Origin of the sequence: Pseudomonas sp. MIS38 (assembly GCF_019891575.1) — a bacterium.
In the GTDB taxonomy this organism is placed as follows: domain Bacteria; phylum Pseudomonadota; class Gammaproteobacteria; order Pseudomonadales; family Pseudomonadaceae; genus Aquipseudomonas; species Aquipseudomonas putida_A.
Window position 1 is genome coordinate 138573 of the sequence record NZ_JAFLXF010000011.1, and the last position, 20201, is coordinate 158773.

17 protein-coding genes are annotated in these 20201 nt (G+C 60.9%); 12 read left to right on the plus strand and 5 right to left on the minus strand.

Annotation, left to right across the window (positions count from 1 at the left end):
* Positions 1-131: 131 nt before the first annotated feature.
* Positions 132-1616: an NCS1 family nucleobase:cation symporter-1 gene (locus tag J1G18_RS14740; RefSeq protein ID WP_134786072.1), complete on the minus strand. Its 1485-nt coding sequence runs from the start codon at positions 1614-1616 to the stop codon at positions 132-134.
* Between the two features lie 623 nt (positions 1617-2239).
* Here J1G18_RS14740 and hydA point away from each other — a divergent pair.
* From hydA to preA, 3 genes are all read left to right on the plus strand, one after another.
* Entirely contained in the window at positions 2240-3679 is a 1440-nt protein-coding gene (gene hydA / locus J1G18_RS14745; protein WP_223007969.1) for a dihydropyrimidinase, read from the plus strand.
* A gap of 159 nt (positions 3680-3838) precedes the next feature.
* The gene (locus J1G18_RS14750; RefSeq protein WP_223007970.1) at positions 3839-5206 is read left to right on the plus strand and encodes an NAD(P)-dependent oxidoreductase; all 1368 of its coding nucleotides are present in this window, start codon (positions 3839-3841) and stop codon (positions 5204-5206) included.
* A complete protein-coding gene (preA, locus tag J1G18_RS14755) occupies positions 5207-6481 on the plus strand; it encodes an NAD-dependent dihydropyrimidine dehydrogenase subunit PreA (RefSeq protein WP_007965265.1) in 1275 nt (424 codons plus the stop codon).
* 290 nt (positions 6482-6771) lie between these two features.
* Here the strand turns inward: preA and J1G18_RS14760 are convergent, their stop codons facing one another.
* Positions 6772-7392, minus strand: coding sequence for a TetR/AcrR family transcriptional regulator (locus tag J1G18_RS14760; RefSeq protein WP_096795914.1), 621 nt, complete (start codon positions 7390-7392; stop codon positions 6772-6774).
* A 138-nt stretch (positions 7393-7530) separates the two neighbouring features.
* On the opposite strand from J1G18_RS14760, the gene copC reads away from it, so the two are divergent.
* Entirely contained in the window at positions 7531-7893 is a 363-nt protein-coding gene (gene copC / locus J1G18_RS14765) for a copper homeostasis periplasmic binding protein CopC (protein ID WP_223007971.1), read from the plus strand.
* Positions 7894-7896: 3 nt separating this feature from the next.
* Entirely contained in the window at positions 7897-8754 is an 858-nt protein-coding gene (gene copD, locus J1G18_RS14770; protein ID WP_223007972.1) for a copper homeostasis membrane protein CopD, read from the plus strand.
* A 118-nt stretch (positions 8755-8872) separates the two neighbouring features.
* Here the strand turns inward: copD and J1G18_RS14775 are convergent, their stop codons facing one another.
* Both J1G18_RS14775 and J1G18_RS14780 read right to left on the minus strand, forming a co-directional pair.
* Complete coding sequence (locus J1G18_RS14775) at positions 8873-10015, minus strand: HlyD family secretion protein (RefSeq protein WP_027613204.1); 1143 nt, start codon at positions 10013-10015, stop codon at positions 8873-8875.
* Positions 10012-11667, minus strand: a complete 1656-nt coding sequence (locus J1G18_RS14780; protein ID WP_223007973.1) for an MFS transporter — start codon at positions 11665-11667, stop codon at positions 10012-10014. The genes J1G18_RS14775 and J1G18_RS14780 overlap by 4 nt, the downstream gene beginning before the upstream one ends.
* A gap of 266 nt (positions 11668-11933) precedes the next feature.
* Here J1G18_RS14780 and J1G18_RS14785 point away from each other — a divergent pair, with 266 nt between their 5' ends.
* The 7 genes from J1G18_RS14785 to J1G18_RS14815 all read left to right on the plus strand — a co-directional run bounded on the left by J1G18_RS14785 (position 11934) and on the right by J1G18_RS14815 (position 19296).
* A complete protein-coding gene (locus J1G18_RS14785) occupies positions 11934-12884 on the plus strand; it encodes a polysaccharide deacetylase family protein (RefSeq protein ID WP_223007974.1) in 951 nt (316 codons plus the stop codon).
* A 165-nt stretch (positions 12885-13049) separates the two neighbouring features.
* Entirely contained in the window at positions 13050-14345 is a 1296-nt protein-coding gene (locus tag J1G18_RS14790; RefSeq protein ID WP_223007975.1) for an OprD family porin, read from the plus strand.
* Positions 14346-14627: 282 nt separating this feature from the next.
* Positions 14628-15452 carry an NAD-dependent epimerase/dehydratase family protein gene (locus tag J1G18_RS14795; protein ID WP_223007976.1) on the plus strand — a complete coding sequence of 275 codons (825 nt, stop codon included), beginning with the start codon at positions 14628-14630 and terminating at the stop codon, positions 15450-15452.
* A 30-nt stretch (positions 15453-15482) separates the two neighbouring features.
* Positions 15483-16376: an SMP-30/gluconolactonase/LRE family protein gene (locus J1G18_RS14800; protein ID WP_223007977.1), complete on the plus strand. Its 894-nt coding sequence runs from the start codon at positions 15483-15485 to the stop codon at positions 16374-16376.
* A gap of 64 nt (positions 16377-16440) precedes the next feature.
* Positions 16441-17412, plus strand: a complete 972-nt coding sequence (locus J1G18_RS14805; protein ID WP_098968225.1) for a TRAP transporter substrate-binding protein — start codon at positions 16441-16443, stop codon at positions 17410-17412.
* Between the two features lie 76 nt (positions 17413-17488).
* Complete coding sequence (locus J1G18_RS14810; protein ID WP_098968224.1) at positions 17489-18016, plus strand: TRAP transporter small permease; 528 nt, start codon at positions 17489-17491, stop codon at positions 18014-18016.
* Positions 18016-19296 (plus strand): TRAP transporter large permease, encoded by a 1281-nt coding sequence (locus tag J1G18_RS14815; RefSeq protein ID WP_202370769.1) that lies wholly within the window; start codon positions 18016-18018, stop codon positions 19294-19296. The genes J1G18_RS14810 and J1G18_RS14815 overlap by 1 nt, the downstream gene beginning before the upstream one ends.
* A 102-nt stretch (positions 19297-19398) precedes the next feature.
* On the opposite strand, the gene J1G18_RS14820 is transcribed toward J1G18_RS14815, so the two are convergent.
* Positions 19399-20199: a sulfite exporter TauE/SafE family protein gene (locus tag J1G18_RS14820; protein ID WP_098968223.1), complete on the minus strand. Its 801-nt coding sequence runs from the start codon at positions 20197-20199 to the stop codon at positions 19399-19401.
* Between the last annotated feature and the right edge of the window lie 2 nt (positions 20200-20201).

Here is a 20201-nt window from a genome sequence, read left to right on the forward strand (position 1 = left end):
GGCAGTTTTTTTACGAGTTTCTTCAGGCAGTTCTTGTGTGTATTTGAGACCGTCTTCGCGAGCAAGCCCGCTCCCACATTTGGAATGCGTTCACCCTGTGGGAGCGGGCTTGCTCGCGAAGGGGCCATTCCTCACACCGAAGATTTCACAACAGAGGGGCTGCTTCGCATCGAACACAACCCGTAATAAATCACCCCACCCAGCGCCGAACCGGTAAACCAGCCATAGCTGTAAAACCAGCTGAACGCATCGCTGCCCAGCGACAGCAAGGTCAGCACCACCGGCACGCCAAACGCGGTAAACCCGGCCCAGTTCCACGCCGGATAGACGTCGTCGCGATAAAGCCCGGCCAGGTCCAGCTGCTGTTTCTTGATCAGGAAATAGTCCACCACCATGATCCCGGCGATCGGCCCGAGCAGGCTCGAATAGCCCAGCAGCCAGTTGGAATACACGGTTTCCAGGCTGACATCGGAAACGATCAGCCCGAGCTTTTTCAGCAGCTCGTGGGCCATCAGCGCCAGCCCGACGAAGCCGGTGAGCAACACGGCTTTGGTGCGGTTGATCACCTTGGGCGCGATGTTCTGGAAGTCGTTGGTCGGCGAGACAATGTTCGCTGCGGTATTGGTCGACAGCGTGGCGATGATGATCAGTGCCATGGCCACCGCCACCCACAGCGGGCTCTGGATATGGCCGATCAGGCTCACCGGGTCGGACACCGTCACGCCGACCAGTTTCACCGACGCGGCAGTCATCACCACACCCAGCGAAGCGAACAGGAACATGGTCAGCGGCAGACCGAAAATCTGCCCGAGGATCTGGTCCTTCTGGCTCTTGGCGTAACGGCTGAAGTCAGGAATGTTCAGCGACAGCGTGGCCCAGAAGCCGACCATCGCCGTCAGCCCGGCGGCGAAGTAACTGACCACGCTCGCGCCCTCAGGACGCTTGGGTGGAATCGCCAGCAGCTCGGTCATCGACACATTGGGCATCGCCCACATCAGCAGGCCGATGCCGACCGCCACCAGCAACGGCGCGGACAGGGTTTCAAGCCACTTGATCGACTCGGCCCCGCGGATCACCACCCACAGATTCAGCGACCAGAAGATCATGAAGCCGATCACCTCGCCGGTTCCGCCGAGGGATTTCCAGCCGTCGAAGATCGAGCCGAGAAACAGGTGAATCGCCAATCCGCCAAACATCGTTTGAATACCGAACCAGCCACACGCCACCAGTGCACGAATCAGGCACGGCACGTTGGAACCGAGCACGCCGAACGACGAGCGCAGCAGCACCGGGAATGGAATGCCGTACTTGGTGCCGGGGAAAGCATTGAGGGTCAACGGGATCAGCACGATGACGTTGGCCAGCAGAATCGCCATCAGCGCTTCGCCGACGGTCAGGCCGAAATACGCGGTAAGTACGCCGCCGAGGGTGTAAGTCGGCACGCACACCGACATGCCGACCCACAGCGCGGTGATGTGCCATTTATTCCAGGTTCGTTCGCGCACCTTGGTCGGTGCCATGTCGTGGTTGTAACGGGGACTGTCGAGGACGTCACTGCCGGCTTCGAGTTCGAACAAGCCGTCGCGCTCGGTCACTTGCGATCTGTTCTGTTGCATGGCCGCTCCACTGTTCTTCTGATTATTTTTTTGCTCATCAGGCGGCTGCACACGGGGTGCGAGCCGGACGATGGCCGGAGGAACTGACAACTTTCGTGTACCGGCCATGGTGTCAGCGGCGGCATCAATAAACGTGCCGGGTGCCCCATCTGACGCCTAGGCGGTGGTTCAAACACATTGCAACTTTCTGATATTGCTCGGTTTTAATTATTCACCGAAAGAGTCCGCGAAAACTTGTCTGCACGCTCAGGCCAAACGTTTGCCAAGTTGTTCGAACTGTCAGGACTCAATCTGGTGCACTGCACTTTTTTTCATCACGGGCGCTCAACCGCAGCTCAACTTCAAGCGGCTGATTTCACATAGGAAATCTTGCTCATATTTCCATCCTGTCAAGTGCGTCAAAATGGTGAACAGCCTCACCATTTTGGTGATTTGCGTTTTTTATCGTTATGTTTCATACACTTAAAACAGCAATAAGCTTATAAAAAATAATCTTGATCAATTGCAAAACTGCGACTAGCTTCTATTCCTGACAGCGCTGACAGGAATACGCCGATCAGCGTTGTACATCAATAAAACATTTAGAACCGGCACAAGTCGGTCATGCCTGCGAGGAACTCGGAATGTCTCTGTTGATCCGTGGCGCCACCGTTGTTACCCATGATGAAAGTTATCGCGCCGACGTCTATTGCGCCGACGGCGTGATCAAAGCCATTGGTCAGAACCTGGATGTTCTCGCCGGCGCCGAAGTGCTCGACGGCAGCGGCCAATACCTGATGCCCGGCGGCATCGACCCACACACTCACATGCAACTGCCTTTCATGGGCACCGTGGCCAGCGAAGACTTCTACAGCGGCACCGCTGCAGGTCTGGCCGGCGGCACTACCTCGATCATCGACTTCGTGATTCCCAATCCACAGCAGTCGTTGATGGAAGCGTTTCATCAGTGGCGCGGCTGGGCCGAGAAGTCGGCATCGGACTATGGCTTCCACGTCGCGATCACCTGGTGGAGCGAGCAAGTGCGTGAGGAAATGGCCGAGCTGGTCAGCCATCACGGGATCAACAGCTTCAAGCATTTCATGGCCTACAAGAACGCGATCATGGCCGCCGACGACACGCTGGTGGCAAGTTTTGAACGCTGCCTGGAACTCGGCGCCGTGCCGACCGTGCACGCGGAAAACGGTGAGCTGGTCTATCACCTGCAACGCAAGTTGATGGCCCAAGGCATTACCGGGCCGGAAGCGCATCCACTGTCGCGGCCATCGCAGGTGGAAGGCGAAGCGGCGAGCCGGGCGATTCGTATTGCCGAGACCATCGGCACGCCGTTGTATCTGGTGCACGTTTCCACCAAGGAAGCGCTGGACGAAATCACTTACGCGCGCAGCAAGGGCCAACCGGTGTACGGCGAGGTGCTGGCCGGGCATCTGCTGCTCGACGACAGCGTCTACCAGCACCCGGACTGGCAGACCGCCGCCGGTTACGTGATGAGCCCGCCGTTCCGCCCGCGCGGGCATCAGGAAGCGCTGTGGCACGGTCTGCAAAGCGGCAATCTGCACACCACCGCCACTGACCACTGCTGCTTCTGCGCCGAGCAGAAAGCCGCCGGTCGCGACGACTTCAGCAAGATCCCCAACGGCACCGCCGGCATTGAAGACCGCATGGCGGTGCTGTGGGATGAAGGGGTCAACAGCGGACGTTTGTCGATGCAGGACTTCGTCGCCCTCACCTCCACCAACACCGCGAAAATCTTCAACCTCTACCCGCGCAAAGGCGCGATCCGCGTCGGCGCCGATGCCGACCTGGTGCTGTGGGATCCGCAAGGCACCCGCACCATCTCCGCCAAGACCCACCATCAGCAGGTGGACTTCAACATCTTCGAAGGCAAGACCGTGCGCGGCGTACCGAGCCATACCGTCAGCCAGGGCAAAGTGGTCTGGGCCGACGGCGACCTGCGCGCCGAGCGCGGGGCCGGGCGGTACATCGAACGGCCGGCGTATCCGGCGGTGTTTGATTTGCTGAGCAAGCGGGCTGAATTACACAAGCCGACTGCGGTGAAACGCTGAAATCCAGGCCTTCGGCCTTCGCGAGCAAGCTCGCTCCCACAGGGTGTACGCATTCCAAAATGTGGGAGCGGGCTTGCTCGCGAAGGGGCCCGTCCAGACAACAAAAAAACCACTGCCCATCAGAGGCAGAGAACCTCAATAACCGTGAGGCAAAAAACCGTGATCGAGACCCTGAACCATCTCCCGCATCCGCACGAAAGCGCGGCCGCCCTCGCCGGCCATTTCACCGATCTGGCGCCACCGCTCAACGCCCGGCAGGCGCATCTGGAAGCCTCGCGCTGCCTGTATTGCTACGACGCGCCATGCGTCAACGCGTGCCCGAGCGAGATCGACATTCCGTCCTTCATCCGCAATATCCATCAGGACAACGTGCCCGGTGCGGCGCAGAAAATTCTCTCGGCGAACATCCTCGGCGGCAGTTGCGCCCGGGTCTGCCCGACGGAAATCCTTTGCCAGCAAGCCTGCGTGCGCAACAACGCCCAGGAATGCGCGCCAGTGCTGATCGGCCTGTTGCAACGCTACGCCGTGGACAACGCGCACTTCACCGAGCACCCGTTCCAGCGTGCGGCGAGCACCGGCAAGCGCATCGCCGTGGTCGGCGCCGGGCCAGCGGGTTTGTCCTGCGCCCACCGCAGTGCGATGCACGGGCATGACGTGGTGATTTTCGAAGCACGGGAGAAGGCTGGCGGCCTCAATGAATACGGGATCGCCAAGTACAAACTGGTCGATGACTATGCGCAGAAAGAGCTGGATTTTCTCCTGCAGATCGGCGGCATCGAAATCCGTCACGGGCAGAAACTCGGCGACAACCTGACCCTCAGCGAGCTGCATCAGCAGTTCGACGCGGTGTTCCTCGGCCTCGGCCTCAACGCCAGCAAACAGCTCGGTCTGGCCCACGAAGACGCACCCGGCCTGCTCGCCGCCACCGATTACATCCGTGAACTGCGCCAGGCCGATGACCTGACGCAACTGCCACTGGCCGAACGCTGCATCGTCCTCGGCGCCGGCAACACCGCGATCGACATGGCCGTGCAAATGTCCCGCCTCGGAGCGCGTGACGTGAATCTGGTATATCGCCGGGGCGCGGCGGACATGGGCGCCACCGGTCACGAACAAGACATCGCCAAAGCCAATCAGGTGCGCCTGCTGACCTGGGCACAACCGGAGGAAGTGCTGCTCGACGCGCAAGGCAAGGTGCGCGGCATGCGTTTCGCCCGTACACAACTGGTCGACGGTCGCCTGCAAACCACTGGCGAAACTTTCGAGCTGGCCGCCGACGCGATCTTCAAAGCCATCGGCCAGGCCTTCGACAGCAGCGCCCTCGCCGACCCGCTGGCCCGTGAACTCAAGCGTCAGGGCGAACGGATTCAGGTCGATGACAACCTGCGCACCAGCATTCCCGGCGTGTATGCCGGCGGCGACTGCACCAGCCTCGATCAGGACCTCACCGTGCAAGCGGTGCAACACGGCAAACTCGCCGCCGAGGCGATCAATGCGCAACTGATGCTCAACGTGGAGGCTGCATAAATGGCCGATCTCTCGATAGTCTTCGCCGGCATCAAAGCGCCCAATCCGTTCTGGCTGGCCTCCGCGCCACCGACCGACAAGGCCTACAACGTGGTCCGCGCCTTCGAGGCCGGCTGGGGTGGCGTGGTCTGGAAAACCCTCGGCGAGGACCCGGCAGCGGTCAACGTCTCGTCGCGCTACTCGGCGCACTACGGCAACAACCGCGAGGTGCTGGGCATCAACAACATCGAACTGATCACCGACCGCTCGCTGGAAATCAACCTGCGCGAGATCACACAGGTCAAGAAGGACTGGCCGGACCGTGCGCTGATCGTCTCGCTGATGGTGCCGTGCGTCGAGGAATCGTGGAAACACATCCTGCCGCTGGTGGAAGCCACCGGTGCTGACGGCATCGAGCTGAATTTCGGTTGCCCGCACGGCATGCCCGAGCGCGGCATGGGCGCAGCGGTGGGTCAGGTGCCAGAGTACGTCGAGCAGGTGACGCGCTGGTGCAAGACCTATTGCTCGCTACCGGTGATCGTCAAACTGACACCGAACATCACCGACATCCGTGTCGCCGCCCGCGCTGCGCATCGCGGGGGCGCCGATGCGGTGTCGCTGATCAACACCATCAACTCGATCACCAGCGTCGACCTGGAACACATGGTCGCCCTGCCCACCGTCGGCAGCAAGAGCACCCACGGCGGTTACTGCGGCTCGGCCGTCAAACCGATCGCGCTGAACATGGTCGCCGAAATCGCCCGTGATCCACAGACCCAGGGCCTGCCGATCTGCGGCATTGGTGGCATCGGCAGTTGGCGTGACGCGGCGGAGTTCATGGCGTTGGGCAGCGGCGCGGTGCAGGTGTGCACGGCGGCGATGCTCCACGGTTTCCGGATTGTCGAGGAGATGAAGGACGGTCTGTCGCGCTGGATGGACAGCCAAGGCTACGCCAACATCGCCGAGTTCTCCGGGCGCGCAGTGGGCAATACCACCGACTGGAAGTACCTCGACATCAACTACCAGGTGATCGCCAAGATCGACCAGGACGCGTGCATCGGTTGCGGGCGTTGCCACATTGCTTGCGAAGACACTTCACACCAGGCGATCAGCAGCTTGAAACAGGCTGACGGCACGCATAAATATGAAGTGATCGATGAGGAGTGTGTGGGTTGTAACTTGTGCCAGATCACTTGTCCGGTGGCGGACTGTATCGAGATGGTGCCGATGGAAACCGGCAAGCCGTTTCTGGACTGGAATCATGATCCGAGGAATCCTTACCACGTTGCCGTCTAGATCGCCGGCTGATCCAACAGCCCCCTCACCCTAACCCTCTCCCAAAGGGAGAGGGGACTGATTGGGGGATATTTCAGAAATCCACCGACTTGAGCGATTTACTTTGAATCCATAATCGATACATGCACAGGCACGGACGGCTTTGAATCCAAAATCGATGCATGCACATGCTCGGTCGGCTTTTTGAGTCCATATTCGACTGGATTTTTCAGGTCGATGTAACTCGCAAGACACCTCGGTCGGCCCCCTCTCCCTCCGGGAGAGGGTTGGGGTGAGGGTCAGCTTTTGCTTCAGGGCTCCAACCCGATCCCGCGCAAGATCACACTGGTCACCGTCTGCACCGCCCGTTCGAACTGCATGTCCGACAGCGGCTGATGCTCGTTGAGAATATTCACCTGATGATCGAAGTCGGCGTAATGCTGGGTCGAAGCCCAGATCATGTACAGCAGGCTCGACGGCTCCACCGGCAGAATCCGCTTGTCCTCAACCCATTGGCGGATCTTCGCTTCCTTCATTTTCGCCCAGTCATACAGGCTCAGATCCAGCGCTTCACCCAAGGTCGGGGCGCCGTGGATGATCTCGTTGGCCCAGACTTTCGAGCCGTGCGGCCGGCTGCGCGAATGGTTCATCTTGGCGCGGATGTAGCTGCTGAGCACCACCCGTGGATCATCGAACATCTCGAAGCACAGCGCATCCTGCTTCCACACTTCCAGCAGGTCGAACAGCACCGCGCTGTACAGTTCGCTCTTGGTGGAAAAGTAGTAATGCAGGTTGGAGCGCGGTAATTGCACCTCGGCGGCGATGTCGGCCATGGCGGTGCCGCCGAAACCTTTTTCGGCGAAGACTTTTTCCGCCGCGAGCAGGATTTTCTCGACGTTACTGCGACGGATCTCGATCTTGTGATTGCCCATGAGGGCTCCCTGACAACGACGTTGTTGAAGACTAGCATCCGCTCTGGCCTCGGGGCGACCGCTGCAAACAAAACTTCGTATGAAGGCCGGCGCATGGCTAAACTGGCGCTTCTTTGTCCTGCCTCAGAGGTATCCGCGATGCTGTTCAAGAACGTCCTGACCACCACTGCCCTGCTCGCTTCGCTGTTCGCCGCATCTTCGGTTTTCGCCCACGCCCACCTGAAAAGTGCCACCCCGGCCGCCGACAGCACCGTCGCCACGCCGGCCGATCTGCGCCTGACCTTTTCTGAAGGCGTCGAAGCCAGTTTCACCAAAGTCAGCCTGACCCACGACGACGCCCCGGTCGCAATCAAACCGCTGACCACCGAAGGCGACAAGAAAACCCTGATCGTCACCCCCGCCGCACCGCTCGGCGCCGGTGAATACAAAGTCGAATGGCACGCGGTGTCGGTCGACACACACAAGAGCGAAGGCGCCTACCAGTTCAAGGTTGGCCAGTAATTCATGAGTGAAGCGCTGGTGCTGTGCCGCTTTGTGCATTTCAGCGCGGTGTTGATGCTGTTCGGCGCCTGGTTGTTCCGGCCGTTGCTGCTCAAGGCACCAGTGCCGACACTGGATCGGCATCTGGCGCGACTGGCGCGCTGGCTGACGGCGATTGCCTTGGTCAGCGGCGTGACTTGGGCACTGTTGATCACCGCGAGCATGGCCGGTTCGGCGGCGGCAGCGTTCGATCCGGACACTGTTGGCGTGGTGCTCGGCAACACCTTTTTCGGCCAGGTCTGGCGCTGGCATCTGCTGATCAACGCGCTGTTGCTGGCACTGCTGTTCACGCCGTGGCGTTCGAATGTGCTGCTGCGCCTGGGCTTGAGCGCGCTGCTCTTGGCGACCCTGGCGCCGGTCGGTCACGGCGCGATGCTCGACGGCCTCAGCGGGCAACTGCTGATCCTCAACCAGATCGTTCATCTGACTTGCGTCGCTGCATGGCTGGGCGGCTTGTTGCTGTTGGTGTTGATCCTGCGTCAGCCGAGCACAGCGATGGGGCGGATCCTGCAACGCTTCAGCGGTGTCGGTTATGCGATCGTTGGCGGCCTTCTGATCACCGGGTTGATCAACGTGCGCGTGCTGACCGGGCAATGGTGGCCGACGCCGCTCTTTGCAGGGTTTGCCTTGATTCTGCTGATCAAGGCCTTGCTGGTGCTGGGCATGCTCGCGCTGGCGCTGTTCAATCGCTTGCGCATTGATGATTGCGAACAGCGGATGGGCGCGCTCAAGCGCAGTGTGCTGCTGGAGTGGTTGTTGGGGATGGGTGCGGTGGCGGCCGTCTCCCTGCTCGGTACCTTGCCGCCGATGATTGCTGGATAAACCCAATCAGACTGTGGGAGCGGGCTTGCTCGCGAAGGCTGTGTATCAGATACGAAAATATCGCCTGACACACCGCTTTCGCGAGCAAGCCCGCTCCCACATTTTTGATCTGCGCAGGTCAATGCGGTTGTGTGTCGCCCGCTGCGGTGTCGATGCTGACCACCACCGACATCCCCGGGCGCAAGCGTTCCTCTTCCTGCTGCCCCTCATCAATGGTGATCCGCACCGGCACGCGCTGAGCGATTTTCACAAAGTTGCCAGTGGCGTTATCAGCCTGCAACAGGGCAAATTCCGAACCGGTGCCGGGCGAAATGTGCTGCACATGGCCGGTGAACTTGCGGTGGTTCAGCGCATCAACGGTGAAGCGCACAGGCTGCCCGACGCGCACATTGTTCATCTGGGTTTCCTTCATGTTGGCGATCACCCATTTCTGGTTCGGCACCAACGCCATCAGTTGCGCCCCGGAGTTGACGTAAGCGCCCAGGCGCACGCCAATCTGTCCGAGCTGGCCGTCACGCGGGGCGACGATGCGGGTGTTCGACAAGTCGATCCGCGCCAGTTGCACCGCTGCTTCAGCGCTGGCCACCGAGGCTTCCAGCGAACCGCGATTGACGATCACCGTCTGCAGATCCTGCCGGGCGATTTCCAGATTGGCCTTGGCCTGCGCCACCGCCGCAATGCTCTGCGCATTGGCCGCGAGCGTCACGTCCATCTCGCGTTTCGACACCGAGCCGTCACTCACCAGCTCCTTGTTACGCCGCAGATCCGCCTCGCTTTTGCGCAACTGCGCTTCGCTGTCGGCCACCACCGCCTGACGCAGTTTGATCGTCGCTTCGGCGCTGTTGCGTTGCTGCACCACGTTGGCCAGCGCGGCTTTCTGCACCGCCAGTTGCGCCAGCGACTGGTCGAGGCGCTGCTGATAAATCCGGTCGTCCAGGCGCACCAGCAGGTCGCCGGCCTTCACGTACTGGAAGTCCTGCACCGGCACCTCGAACACGTAACCGCTGAGCTGCGGGCCGATGATCGTCACCTGGCCACGCACCAGGGCGTTTTCAGTGGTTTCGACCGCACTGCTGAATGGCGGCAACTGCCAGGCGTAGAGCACGATCAGCACACCGACGATGGCAATCGCGGCAAAGCCCAGTGACGAGATGATCCGCACCCGCAACGAGCGCGGCTCGGTGTTCGGCGAGGACGGCGGTGCCACGCCTTCCGGGGTGGCGGCGATGGCATTGGTGGTTGTGGTGGTCGGTTCGGTCATGAATTGGAAGCACCGTCAGGAGGTACGCAAGGCGCGGGGGCGACGGCTTTGGTGGTGCTCATCAGCCACAGCGCACGAATGGACAGCCAGATCATGGTCAGCACCGCAATCACGGCGATCAGCATGAATACATCGTTATAGGCCAGCACGTTGGCTTCGCGAGTGGCCGCATTGGACAGGCTGCGAATCCCGGCCAGATTGCGCAGGCTCGGGTCGGCCAGCAAGGAACCGTAAGCCGACCCGCCGCTCTGCACACGGGCGGCCACCAGCGGATCGGACAGCGTCAGGTGCTCGACCAGATGACTGGAATGGAATTTCTCGCGCACGATCTGGAACGTGCCCAACAACGCCGCGCCAAGCAGGCCGCCAAGGTTGTTGCAGATCCCGAACAACACCGAAAAACTCACCAGATTGCGCGGATTGGTCAGCACGTTGCGGGTGCCGAACACCATGGTCGGTCCCAGAAAAAACGTGCTGCCGAAGGCCAGCAGAAACTGGCTGAAATACAGGTTTTGCGGGCGGGTCAGGTTGTTGGAAAAACTGTCCATCACCGAACCGGTCGCCATCAGCGCCAGCGAGATGATCAGCGGCATCAGCAGGTGCTTGGGATCGATGGTCAGTGCGCTGGTCGCCAGCCCGGCGACGCTGCCGATCAGCATCACCACATACAGGCTGTGCAACTGCTCATAACCCATGTTGAGGTTCTGCATGAAACCGACGGCGCCGGTGGACTGTTCCGAGGTGACCATGCGGATCAGGGTCACCGCCAGCGCCAGGCGGATCATCGTGCCGCTGCCGAGCCAGCGGGTCATCAGCATCGGGTTGCTGCGATTGTGTTCAATCGCCAGGCCCGCGAGGATCAGGGCAATCGAGGCCGCCAGCGCGTAGCCGATCCAGTTGGCTTCCAGCCACCAGTCGATCCGCCCCAGCGACAACACCGCGCAGAGCAGCGCCACGCCGCTGGCGAGAATGGCGAAGGTCAGAAAGTCCAGCGGCTCGAAGGTTTTGAAGCGATCACCGGGCGGCAACTTGAGCAGCAGCACGCAGCCCAGCGACAGCAAGGCCATGCCCAATTCGAACAGGTACAGGCCGCGCCATTCGGCAATCTGCAGCAAGTCTTCGGAGAACAGACGCGCCAGCGGCAGCGCCAGTTGCGAGGCGCCGAGGCCCAGCACCAGCGCCTTCAACCGCCACTTGGCCGGAAACGCCTGAACCATGTAATACAGACCCAGCGAACTCAGTGCCGCACCGACCATGCCGTGCGCCGCCCGCACCGCGATGGCCGAGCTCAGGTCGTTGACGAACAGGTGGCCGAAGGTCACCAGCGCATACAGCACCAGAAACACTTCGGTGAATGCACGCAGGCCAAACTGCTGGCGAAACTTCACCAGCAGCAGGTTCATCGACACGTTGGTCATCACGTAAGCAGCTGGCAGCCAGGCCATCTCCGCCGTGGTCGCGCCCAGCGCGCCTTGCAGGTAAGGCAGGTTGGCGACCACCAGCGAGTTACCCAAACCACCGGTCACCGCCACCAGCAGCCCGACCAGCGCATAGGCCAGGCGCTTGGGGTTGGAGTGCAGCGGCGTCGAGGGGGAACCGGGCAGACTGGGCTTCTCGTGAGGCTGCCAGTCGCGCGGGGCATATCGATCCATTGAAAGGCCTTGTGCTTGTGTTGCCGGGAGTTTGCCGCAAATCCTGCGGCAAACCCACAATCCTGTGGGAGCTGGCTTGCCGGCGATGACGGCAGTCGGCTCGGCAACAGGGTGACTGGCAGACCGTTATCGCGGGCACGCCCGCTCCCACGGGTTTGCGGTGGATTCGTAAATTCTGTTTAAAGGTCCTCTCGCCCGCAACGGATTTTTCCCGCGCCGGGCAACTGCCACCCTTGCAGCCCTTCTCAACCTGCAAGGTGCCCGTTATGACCACGCCCCACTGGCAACGCTCCCCACGCCTGCTGAAAAACCTTTTGGCTGCCGCCCTGTTGCTGCCCGCCCTCGCCTTCGCCCAGGAACGCCCGTGGCCGGACGGCTCGCAACTGGTGATCTCGGTGTCGATGCAGTTCGAAACCGGCGGCCAGCCCGAAGGTGCGGAAAGTCCGTTTTCCGGCAGCCCATTGCCCAAGGGTTACCCTGATCTGCCGGCGCAGACCTGGTTTGATTATGGCTACAAGGAAGGCTTGTGGCGGATGCTCGACCTGTGGGATCGCACCGGGATCAAGGTCACCTCGCATGTGGTCGGCGAAGCGGCGCTCAAGCACCCGGAACTGGCGAAAGCGATTGCCGAGCGCGGCCACGAACTGGCAGCCCACGGCATGCGCTGGGCCGATTCCTACAACATGAGTTACGACCAGGAAAAACAGTTCATCGGCGACGGTGTCAACGCGGTCGAGAGACTTACCGGCCAGCGCTCGGTGGGCTACAACGCCAACTGGCTGCGGCGCAGCCCCAACACGCTGAAGGTCCTGCAAGACCTCAACTTCAGCTACCACATCGATGATGTCAGCCGCGACGAACCGTTCGTGACCATGGTCCGTGGGCGCAAATTCGCCGTGGTGCCGTATACCTTGCGCAACAACGACATCGTGTTGATCGAGGGTCGGCATTTCTCCGCCGAGCAGTTCTATCAGCAATTGGTGCTGGAATTTGATCGCCTGTACGCCGAAGGCGCGAGCAAGCGGCGGATGATGTCAGTGAGTCTGCACGATCGCATCGGCGGCACCCCGGCGATGGTCGAGGCGATGGAACGTTTTATCCGCTATGCGCAGTCCCATCCGAAAGTGACATTCATGCGCAAGGACCAGATCGCCCGGATCGTCCTGACCGAGAAAAACCCGCTGATCGACAACACAGAGGCGCTCTATAACCGGTAAACCCGCCGAAAACAGCCCTCTTCGCAGCATTTGGAGGGCTGCCACCTCGCGCAAAATAATCGTAAAAAGCCCTGTTGACTTTTACGGAAAACCTCGCAACTATCCGCAACTATGTTGTACGACGACGTATGACAAATAATAAAAACAACAACAGGGAGCGTCACAGTGAGCACACTCGTCTGCAATTCCGTTCGCACGTCCCGTATTTCCTTCCCCCGCCCGTGTTCCACCCTGAGTTTGATCGGCTGCAGCAGCCTCGCCCTGGTTTTGCCCATGAGCGCCGACGCCGAAGGCTTCCTCGAAGACAGCAAAGCCACGCTGAACCTGCGCAACGCCTACTTCAATCGCAACTTCGTCAACCCGAACTACCCGCAGGGCAAGGCGCAAGAGTGGACGCAAAACTTCATCCTTGATGCCAAATCCGGCTTCACCCAAGGCACCGTCGGCTTCGGTCTCGATGTGCTGGGGATGTATTCGCAAAAACTCGATGGCGGCAAGGGCACCGGCGGTACGCAACTGTTGCCGATCCACGATGACGGGCGCCCGGCGGACAACTTCGGTCGCCTCGGCGTGGCGTTGAAGGCCAAGGTGTCGAAGACCGAATTGAAAGTCGGCGAATGGATGCCGGTGCTGCCGATCCTGCGCTCGGACGATGGCCGCTCGTTGCCGCAGACCTTTCGCGGTGGCCAGATCACCTCCACCGAAATCAACGGCCTGACCCTCTACGGTGGGCAGTTCCGTGGCAACAGCACGCGTAACGACGCCAGCATGGAAGACATGTCGATGAACGGCCGCGGCGCCTTCACCTCCGACCGTTTCAACTTCGGCGGTGGCGAGTACACCTTCAACGACAAGCGCACCCTGGTCGGCGTGTGGTACGCCGAACTCAGCGACATCTACCAGCAGCAGTATTTCAACCTCAGCCACAGCCAGCCGCTGGGTGACTGGACGCTGGGCGCCAACCTCGGTTTCTTCACCGGCAAGGAAGACGGCAGCGCCCAAGCCGGCGACCTCGATAACAAGACTGCATTTGCCATGCTGTCGGCCCGCTACGGCGGCAACACCTTCTATGTCGGCCTGCAAAAACTCAGCGGCGATGACGCGTGGATGCGGGTCAACGGCACCAGCGGCGGCACGCTGGCCAACGACAGCTACAACGCCAGTTATGACAACGCCAAAGAGCGTTCCTGGCAGTTGCGTCATGACTACAACTTCGTCGCCCTCGGCATTCCCGGCCTGACCCTGATGAACCGCTACATCAGCGGCGATAACGTGCACACCGGGACGATCACCGACGGCAAGGAATGGGGGCGCGAGTCGGAACTGGGATACACCGTGCAGAGCGGGCCGCTGAAAAACCTCAACGTGAGATGGCGCAACGCGACGATCCGCCGGGACTTCAGCACCAATGAGTTCGACGAGAACCGGGTCTTTATCAGCTATCCGATTTCGTTGTTGTAAAGCCAGTCCTCACACCGGGTTTCCCTGTGGGAGCGAGCTTGCTCGCGAAGGCGGCGGGTCAGTCAATTCATCTTTCAATGACACACCGCTTTCGCGAGCAAGCCCGCTCCCACAAGGGGATTGCATTGCAACGAAGGCGTCGCGGTGATTGAAAAGTGAATGAGCCCCTTCCGTCATTTACCCCAAAAGTCGCGTTGACAAGTTCCGGAAACCCTACCGATACTTCAGCGCAGTCATACGACAACCTACAACAAACCTAATAACAACGTGTAAGGGATTGCCATGACGTCTACCTCTACTCCCCGCGCCCCGTTCAACCGTCTGCTGCTGACTGGCGCTGCCGGTGGCCTGGGCAAAGTCCTGCGCGAACGTATGCGCCCTTATGCCCGTGTCCTGCGCCTGTCGGACATCGCCGCCCTCGCCCCAGCCATTGATGATCGCGAAGAAATCGTCCCCTGCGACCTTGCCGACAAACACGCCGTGCACCAACTGGTCGAAGGCGTCGACGCAATCCTGCATTTCGGCGGTGTCTCCGTGGAGCGGCCCTTCGAAGAAATCCTCGGCGCCAACATTTGCGGCGTATTTCACATCTACGAAGCTGCACGCCGCCATGGGGTGAAGCGCGTGATCTTCGCCAGCTCCAACCACGTCATCGGCTTCTACAAACAGGACGAGCCGCTCGACGCCAGCTGCGCCCGCCGCCCCGACGGCTACTACGGATTGTCCAAGTCCTACGGCGAAGACATGGCCAGTTTCTACTTCGATCGCTACGGCATCGAGACGGTCAGCATCCGCATCGGCTCCTCATTTCCCGAGCCGCAGAACCGCCGAATGATGCACACCTGGCTGAGTTTCGACGACCTCACGCAATTGCTCGAGCGCGCGCTGTACACGCCAAACGTGGGCCACACCGTGGTCTACGGCATGTCCGCCAACAAGGACGTCTGGTGGGACAACCGCTTCGCCAGTCACCTCGGTTTTGAGGCCAGGGACAGCTCCGAAGTGTTCCGCGAAAAAGTCGAAGCGCAGCCTATGCCCGCCGCCGATGACCCGGCGCGGGTCTATCAGGGCGGCGCGTTCGTCGCGGCCGGCCCCTTCGGCGACTGAACACTCTGCCAACGACGCAAAGGAATGAGTATGCAAGCCGAATTGATCGTCGATGCGCGCAACGCCGTGGGCGAAAGCCCGGTCTGGGTGCCGCAGGAAAACGCGCTGTATTGGGTCGATATTGCCAACGGCGGACTGCAACGCTGGAACGCTGACACCGGCCATGTGCATGCCTGGAAAACCCCGCAAATGCTCGCCTGCATTGCCCGTCATAGCAGTGGCGGCTGGGTTGCCGGCATGGAGAGCGGCTTTTTTCATCTGCACCCGCACAGCGACGGCAGCCTCGACAGCGAATGGCTCGCCACCGTCGAGCACAGCCGAGCAGACATGCGCCTCAACGACGGTCGCTGCGACCACCAGGGCCGTTTCTGGGCTGGCAGCATGGTGCTGAACATGGGCCTGAACGCATCCGAAGGCCGCCTCTACCGCTACGGCGCCGGGCAGTCTGGTGTGATCGAAGCGCAACTCGACGGGTTCATCGTGCCCAACGGCCTCGGCTTCAGCCCTGACGGCAAGACGATGTACCTGTCCGATTCACATCCGCACGTGCAATTGATCTGGGCCTTCGATTACGACACCGAGACCGGCACACCATCGAATCGGCGGATCTTTGTTGACATGAACCACTTCCCCGGCCGACCGGATGGCGCTGCCGTGGATGCCGAAGGCTGCTACTGGATCTGCGCCAACGACGCCGGACTGATTCACCGTTTTGCCCCGGACGGGCGCCTCGATTTCTCGCTGCAAGTGCCGGTGAAGAAACCGACGATGTGTGCCTTCGGCGGCAGCCGCATGGACACCCTCTTCGTGACCTCGATTCGCCCCGGCGACGACCGCGATCCGCAATCCCTGTCCGGCGGCGTGTTCGCCCTCAACCCCGGGGTCAAAGGCCTGGAAGAACCGCTGTTCGACGATTCCCTGTAACACCCGCCTCTGCTGCACCGCTGCGCCTTGAACACAACAATAACAAGACTGGAGACTCCCCCCCATGAACTTCAAACGCACCTTGCTGGCCGCTGCACTCCCGCTGATGTTCACCTTCACTGGCGCCGCCCAGGCCCTGCAACTCAAATTCGCTGACATCCATCCCGCCGGTTATCCCACCGTGGTAGCCGAAGAAAACATGGGCAAGACCCTGACCCGGGAGACCAACGGCGAGCTGACCTTCCAATACTTTCCCGGCGGCGTGCTGGGCTCAGAAAAGGAAGTCATCGAGCAGATGCAAGTCGGCGCGGTACAGCTGTCTCGCGTCAGCCTGGGTATCGTCGGCCCCGTAGTGCCGGATGTGAACGTGTTCAACATGCCGTTCATCTTCCGCGACCATCAACACATGCGTAACGTCATCGATGGCCCGGTAGGCGATGAGATCCTCGACAAAATCACCAACTCCGAATTCGGCCTCGTGGCGCTGGCCTGGATGGACGGCGGCACGCGCAACGTCTACACCAAGAAACCGGTGCGCAAGCTCGAAGACCTCAAGGGCATGAAAATTCGCGTGCAAGGCAACCCGATGTTCATCGACATGATGAACGCCATGGGCGGTAACGGTATCGCCATGGACACCGGGGAAATCTTCAGCGCCTTGCAGACCGGCGTGATCGACGGCGCGGAAAACAACCCGCCGACCCTGCTCGAACACAACCACTTCCAGAACGCCAAGTTCTACAGCCTGACCGGTCACTTGATCCTGCCAGAGCCGATTGTGATGTCGAAAATCACCTGGGAAAAACTCACCCCGGATCAACAGGCACTGGTCAAGACCGCCGCCAAGGCTGCCCAGGCTGAAGAGCGCGTGCTGTGGGACAAGAAGTCCGCTGCCAGCGAAGAAAAACTCAAGGCCGCTGGCGTCGAGTTCATCGAGGTCGACAAGAAACCCTTCTACGACGCCACCGCACCGGTGCGGGAAAAGTACGGTGCGAAGTACGCCGACCTGATCAAGAAAATCGAAGCCGTGCAGTAACGCCTCCCGCTCCGTCCTCATTAACCAGGCCCGGCGCACCTGATCACTCAGGCGCGCCCGGTTACGGTGGAACCCGATGAAGAATCTACTGCTGCGTATCAACGACAAGATCTACATGACGTGCATTTGGGTCGCCGGCCTTTCCGTTCTGGCGATTTCCCTGATGATTCCCTGGGGCGTGTTCGCCCGCTACGTGCTGGGCACCGGTTCGAGCTGGCCAGAGCCTACGGCGATCCTGCTGATGATGGTGTTCACCTTCATCGGTGCCGCCGCCAGTTACCGCGCCGGTGCGCACATGGCCGTGGCCATGCTCACCGACCGCATGCCACCCCGGCTGAGATCTGCGGCGGCGATATTCTCGCAACTGCTCATGGCGTCGATCTGCATTTTCATGACCATCTGGGGCGCAAAGTTGTGCCTGTCCACCTGGAATCAGTTCATGGCAGCCCTGCCCGATCTGCGGGTTGGCGTGACCTATCTGCCGATTCCCGTGGGCGGCTTGCTGACGCTGGTTTTCGTCCTGGAAAAACTCTTGCTCGGTGACCAGAGCAAACGGCGGGTCGTGCAGTTCGATCTGGTTGAAGAAAGTGAAGGTGGCGCTTGATGGACGCTCTGATTCTGCTGGGCAGTTTTATCCTGTTGATCCTGATCGGCATGCCGGTCGCCTATGCGCTGGGCGCCGCCGCGCTGATCGGTGCATGGTGGATCGACATCCCGTTCCAGGCGGTGATGATCCAGGTCGCGTCGGGGGTGAACAAGTTCTCGCTGCTGGCCATTCCGTTCTTCGTCCTGGCCGGCGCGATCATGGCCGAGGGCGGCATGTCCCGGCGCTTGGTGGCGTGTGCCGGGGTGCTGGTGGGTTTCGTGCGCGGAGGCCTGTCGCTGGTCAACATTGTCGCCTCGACCTTCTTCGGCGCGATCTCCGGTTCCTCGGTGGCCGACACCGCGTCGGTGGGCTCGGTGCTGATTCCGGAAATGGAACGCAAGGGCTATCCACGGGATTTCTCCACCGCGGTGACCGTCAGCGGCTCGGTGCAAGCCCTGCTCACGCCACCCAGCCATAACTCGGTGCTCTACTCCCTGGCCGCCGGTGGTACGGTTTCGATTGCCTCGCTGTTCATGGCCGGCATCGTGCCGGGCTTGATGATGAGCGCCTGCCTGATGGTGCTGTGCCTGATCTTCGCGAAAAAGCGCAACTACCCCAAGGGTGAAGTGATCCCGATGCGCCAGGCGCTGAAAATCGTCGGCGAAGCCCTCTGGGGCATGATGGCGATGGTGATCATCCTCGGCGGCATCCTCTCGGGGATTTTCACCGCCACGGAATCGGCGGCCATCGCCGTGTTGTGGTCGTTTTTCGTGACCATGTTCATCTACCGCGATTACAAGTGGCGTGAACTGCCAAAACTGATGCACCGCACGGTACGCACCATTTCCATCGTGATGATCCTGATCGGTTTCGCCGCGAGCTTCGGCTACATCATGACCCTGATGCAGATTCCGGCGAAGATCACCACGCTGTTCCTGACCCTGTCGGACAACCGCTACGTGATCCTGATGTGCATCAACGTCATGCTGCTGTTGCTCGGCACGGTGATGGACATGGCGCCGCTGATCCTGATTCTGACGCCGATCCTGATGCCGGTGATTCTCGGCATCGGTGTCGATCCAGTGCAGTTCGGCATGATCATGCTGGTCAACCTCGGGATCGGGCTGATAACACCGCCGGTGGGCGCGGTGCTGTTTGTCGGTTCGGCGGTGGGCAAGGTCAGTATCGAAAGCACCGTGAAGGCGCTGCTGCCGTTTTATGCGGTGCTGTTTCTGGTGTTGATGCTGGTCACTTACATCCCCGCCATTTCCCTGTGGCTACCGCATCTGGTGTTGTAACAGCCTGAAAGATCGCAGCCTCGTTTCACTCGACAGCTCCTGCATGGGAATGCGCTTCCTGTAGGAGCTGCCGAAGGCTGCGATCTTTTGATCTGCCAACATTCAGGCACGCAACAACATATACCCCGCCACCACCAGACACACGCTGGCAAACCCCACCTGCAACGTCCGCGCTGGCACCCGCGCACAAAGCTTGCGGCCGATGATCATGCCGACGATGCTGGCCACGATAAACGCCGCGCCCTGAGCATCAATCCGCACACCCGCGTGAAACGAGCCGATCACACCAATCGCCGAAATCAGGCTGATCACCATCAGCGACGTCGCGACAATCCCGCGCATCTGCACATCGGTCAGTTGCTTGAACGCCGGCACGATCAGGAAGCCACCGCCGACGCCGAGCAAGCCCGAGACCACGCCGGTCACCGCACCCAGCGCCGCGAGGGTCGCGGTGCATTTGGCGGTCCAGTCGAAACGCCCGGTCTGCTCATTGAGCATGCAGTTTTTCTGCCCCCAACTGGCGTGGCCGTGGTCGCTCGGCCCCGTTTGCGCACGCTCGCGGCGCAGCATGCGCCAGGCCACCATGACCATCAGCAGGCTGAAGAGGATCATCAGGATCTTCTCCGGCAACTGGTGCGCAAAATAGATGCCCAGCGGCGAAAACACCGCACCGAGCGCGGCGATCAGCAGCGCCGCGCGGTAGCGCACCAGCCCATGACGCAAACCGTCGATCGCGCCGACTGCCGCCGCACTGCCGACGGCGAACAACGCCACGGGCGCGGCCTGGGTCATGCTCCAACCCAAACCGAGCACCAACGCCGGCACCGCGAGAATCCCGCCGCCCGCCCCGGTCAGTCCGAGAATCAGCCCCATCAACACGCCAAACAGACTTGCCAGCAACATAG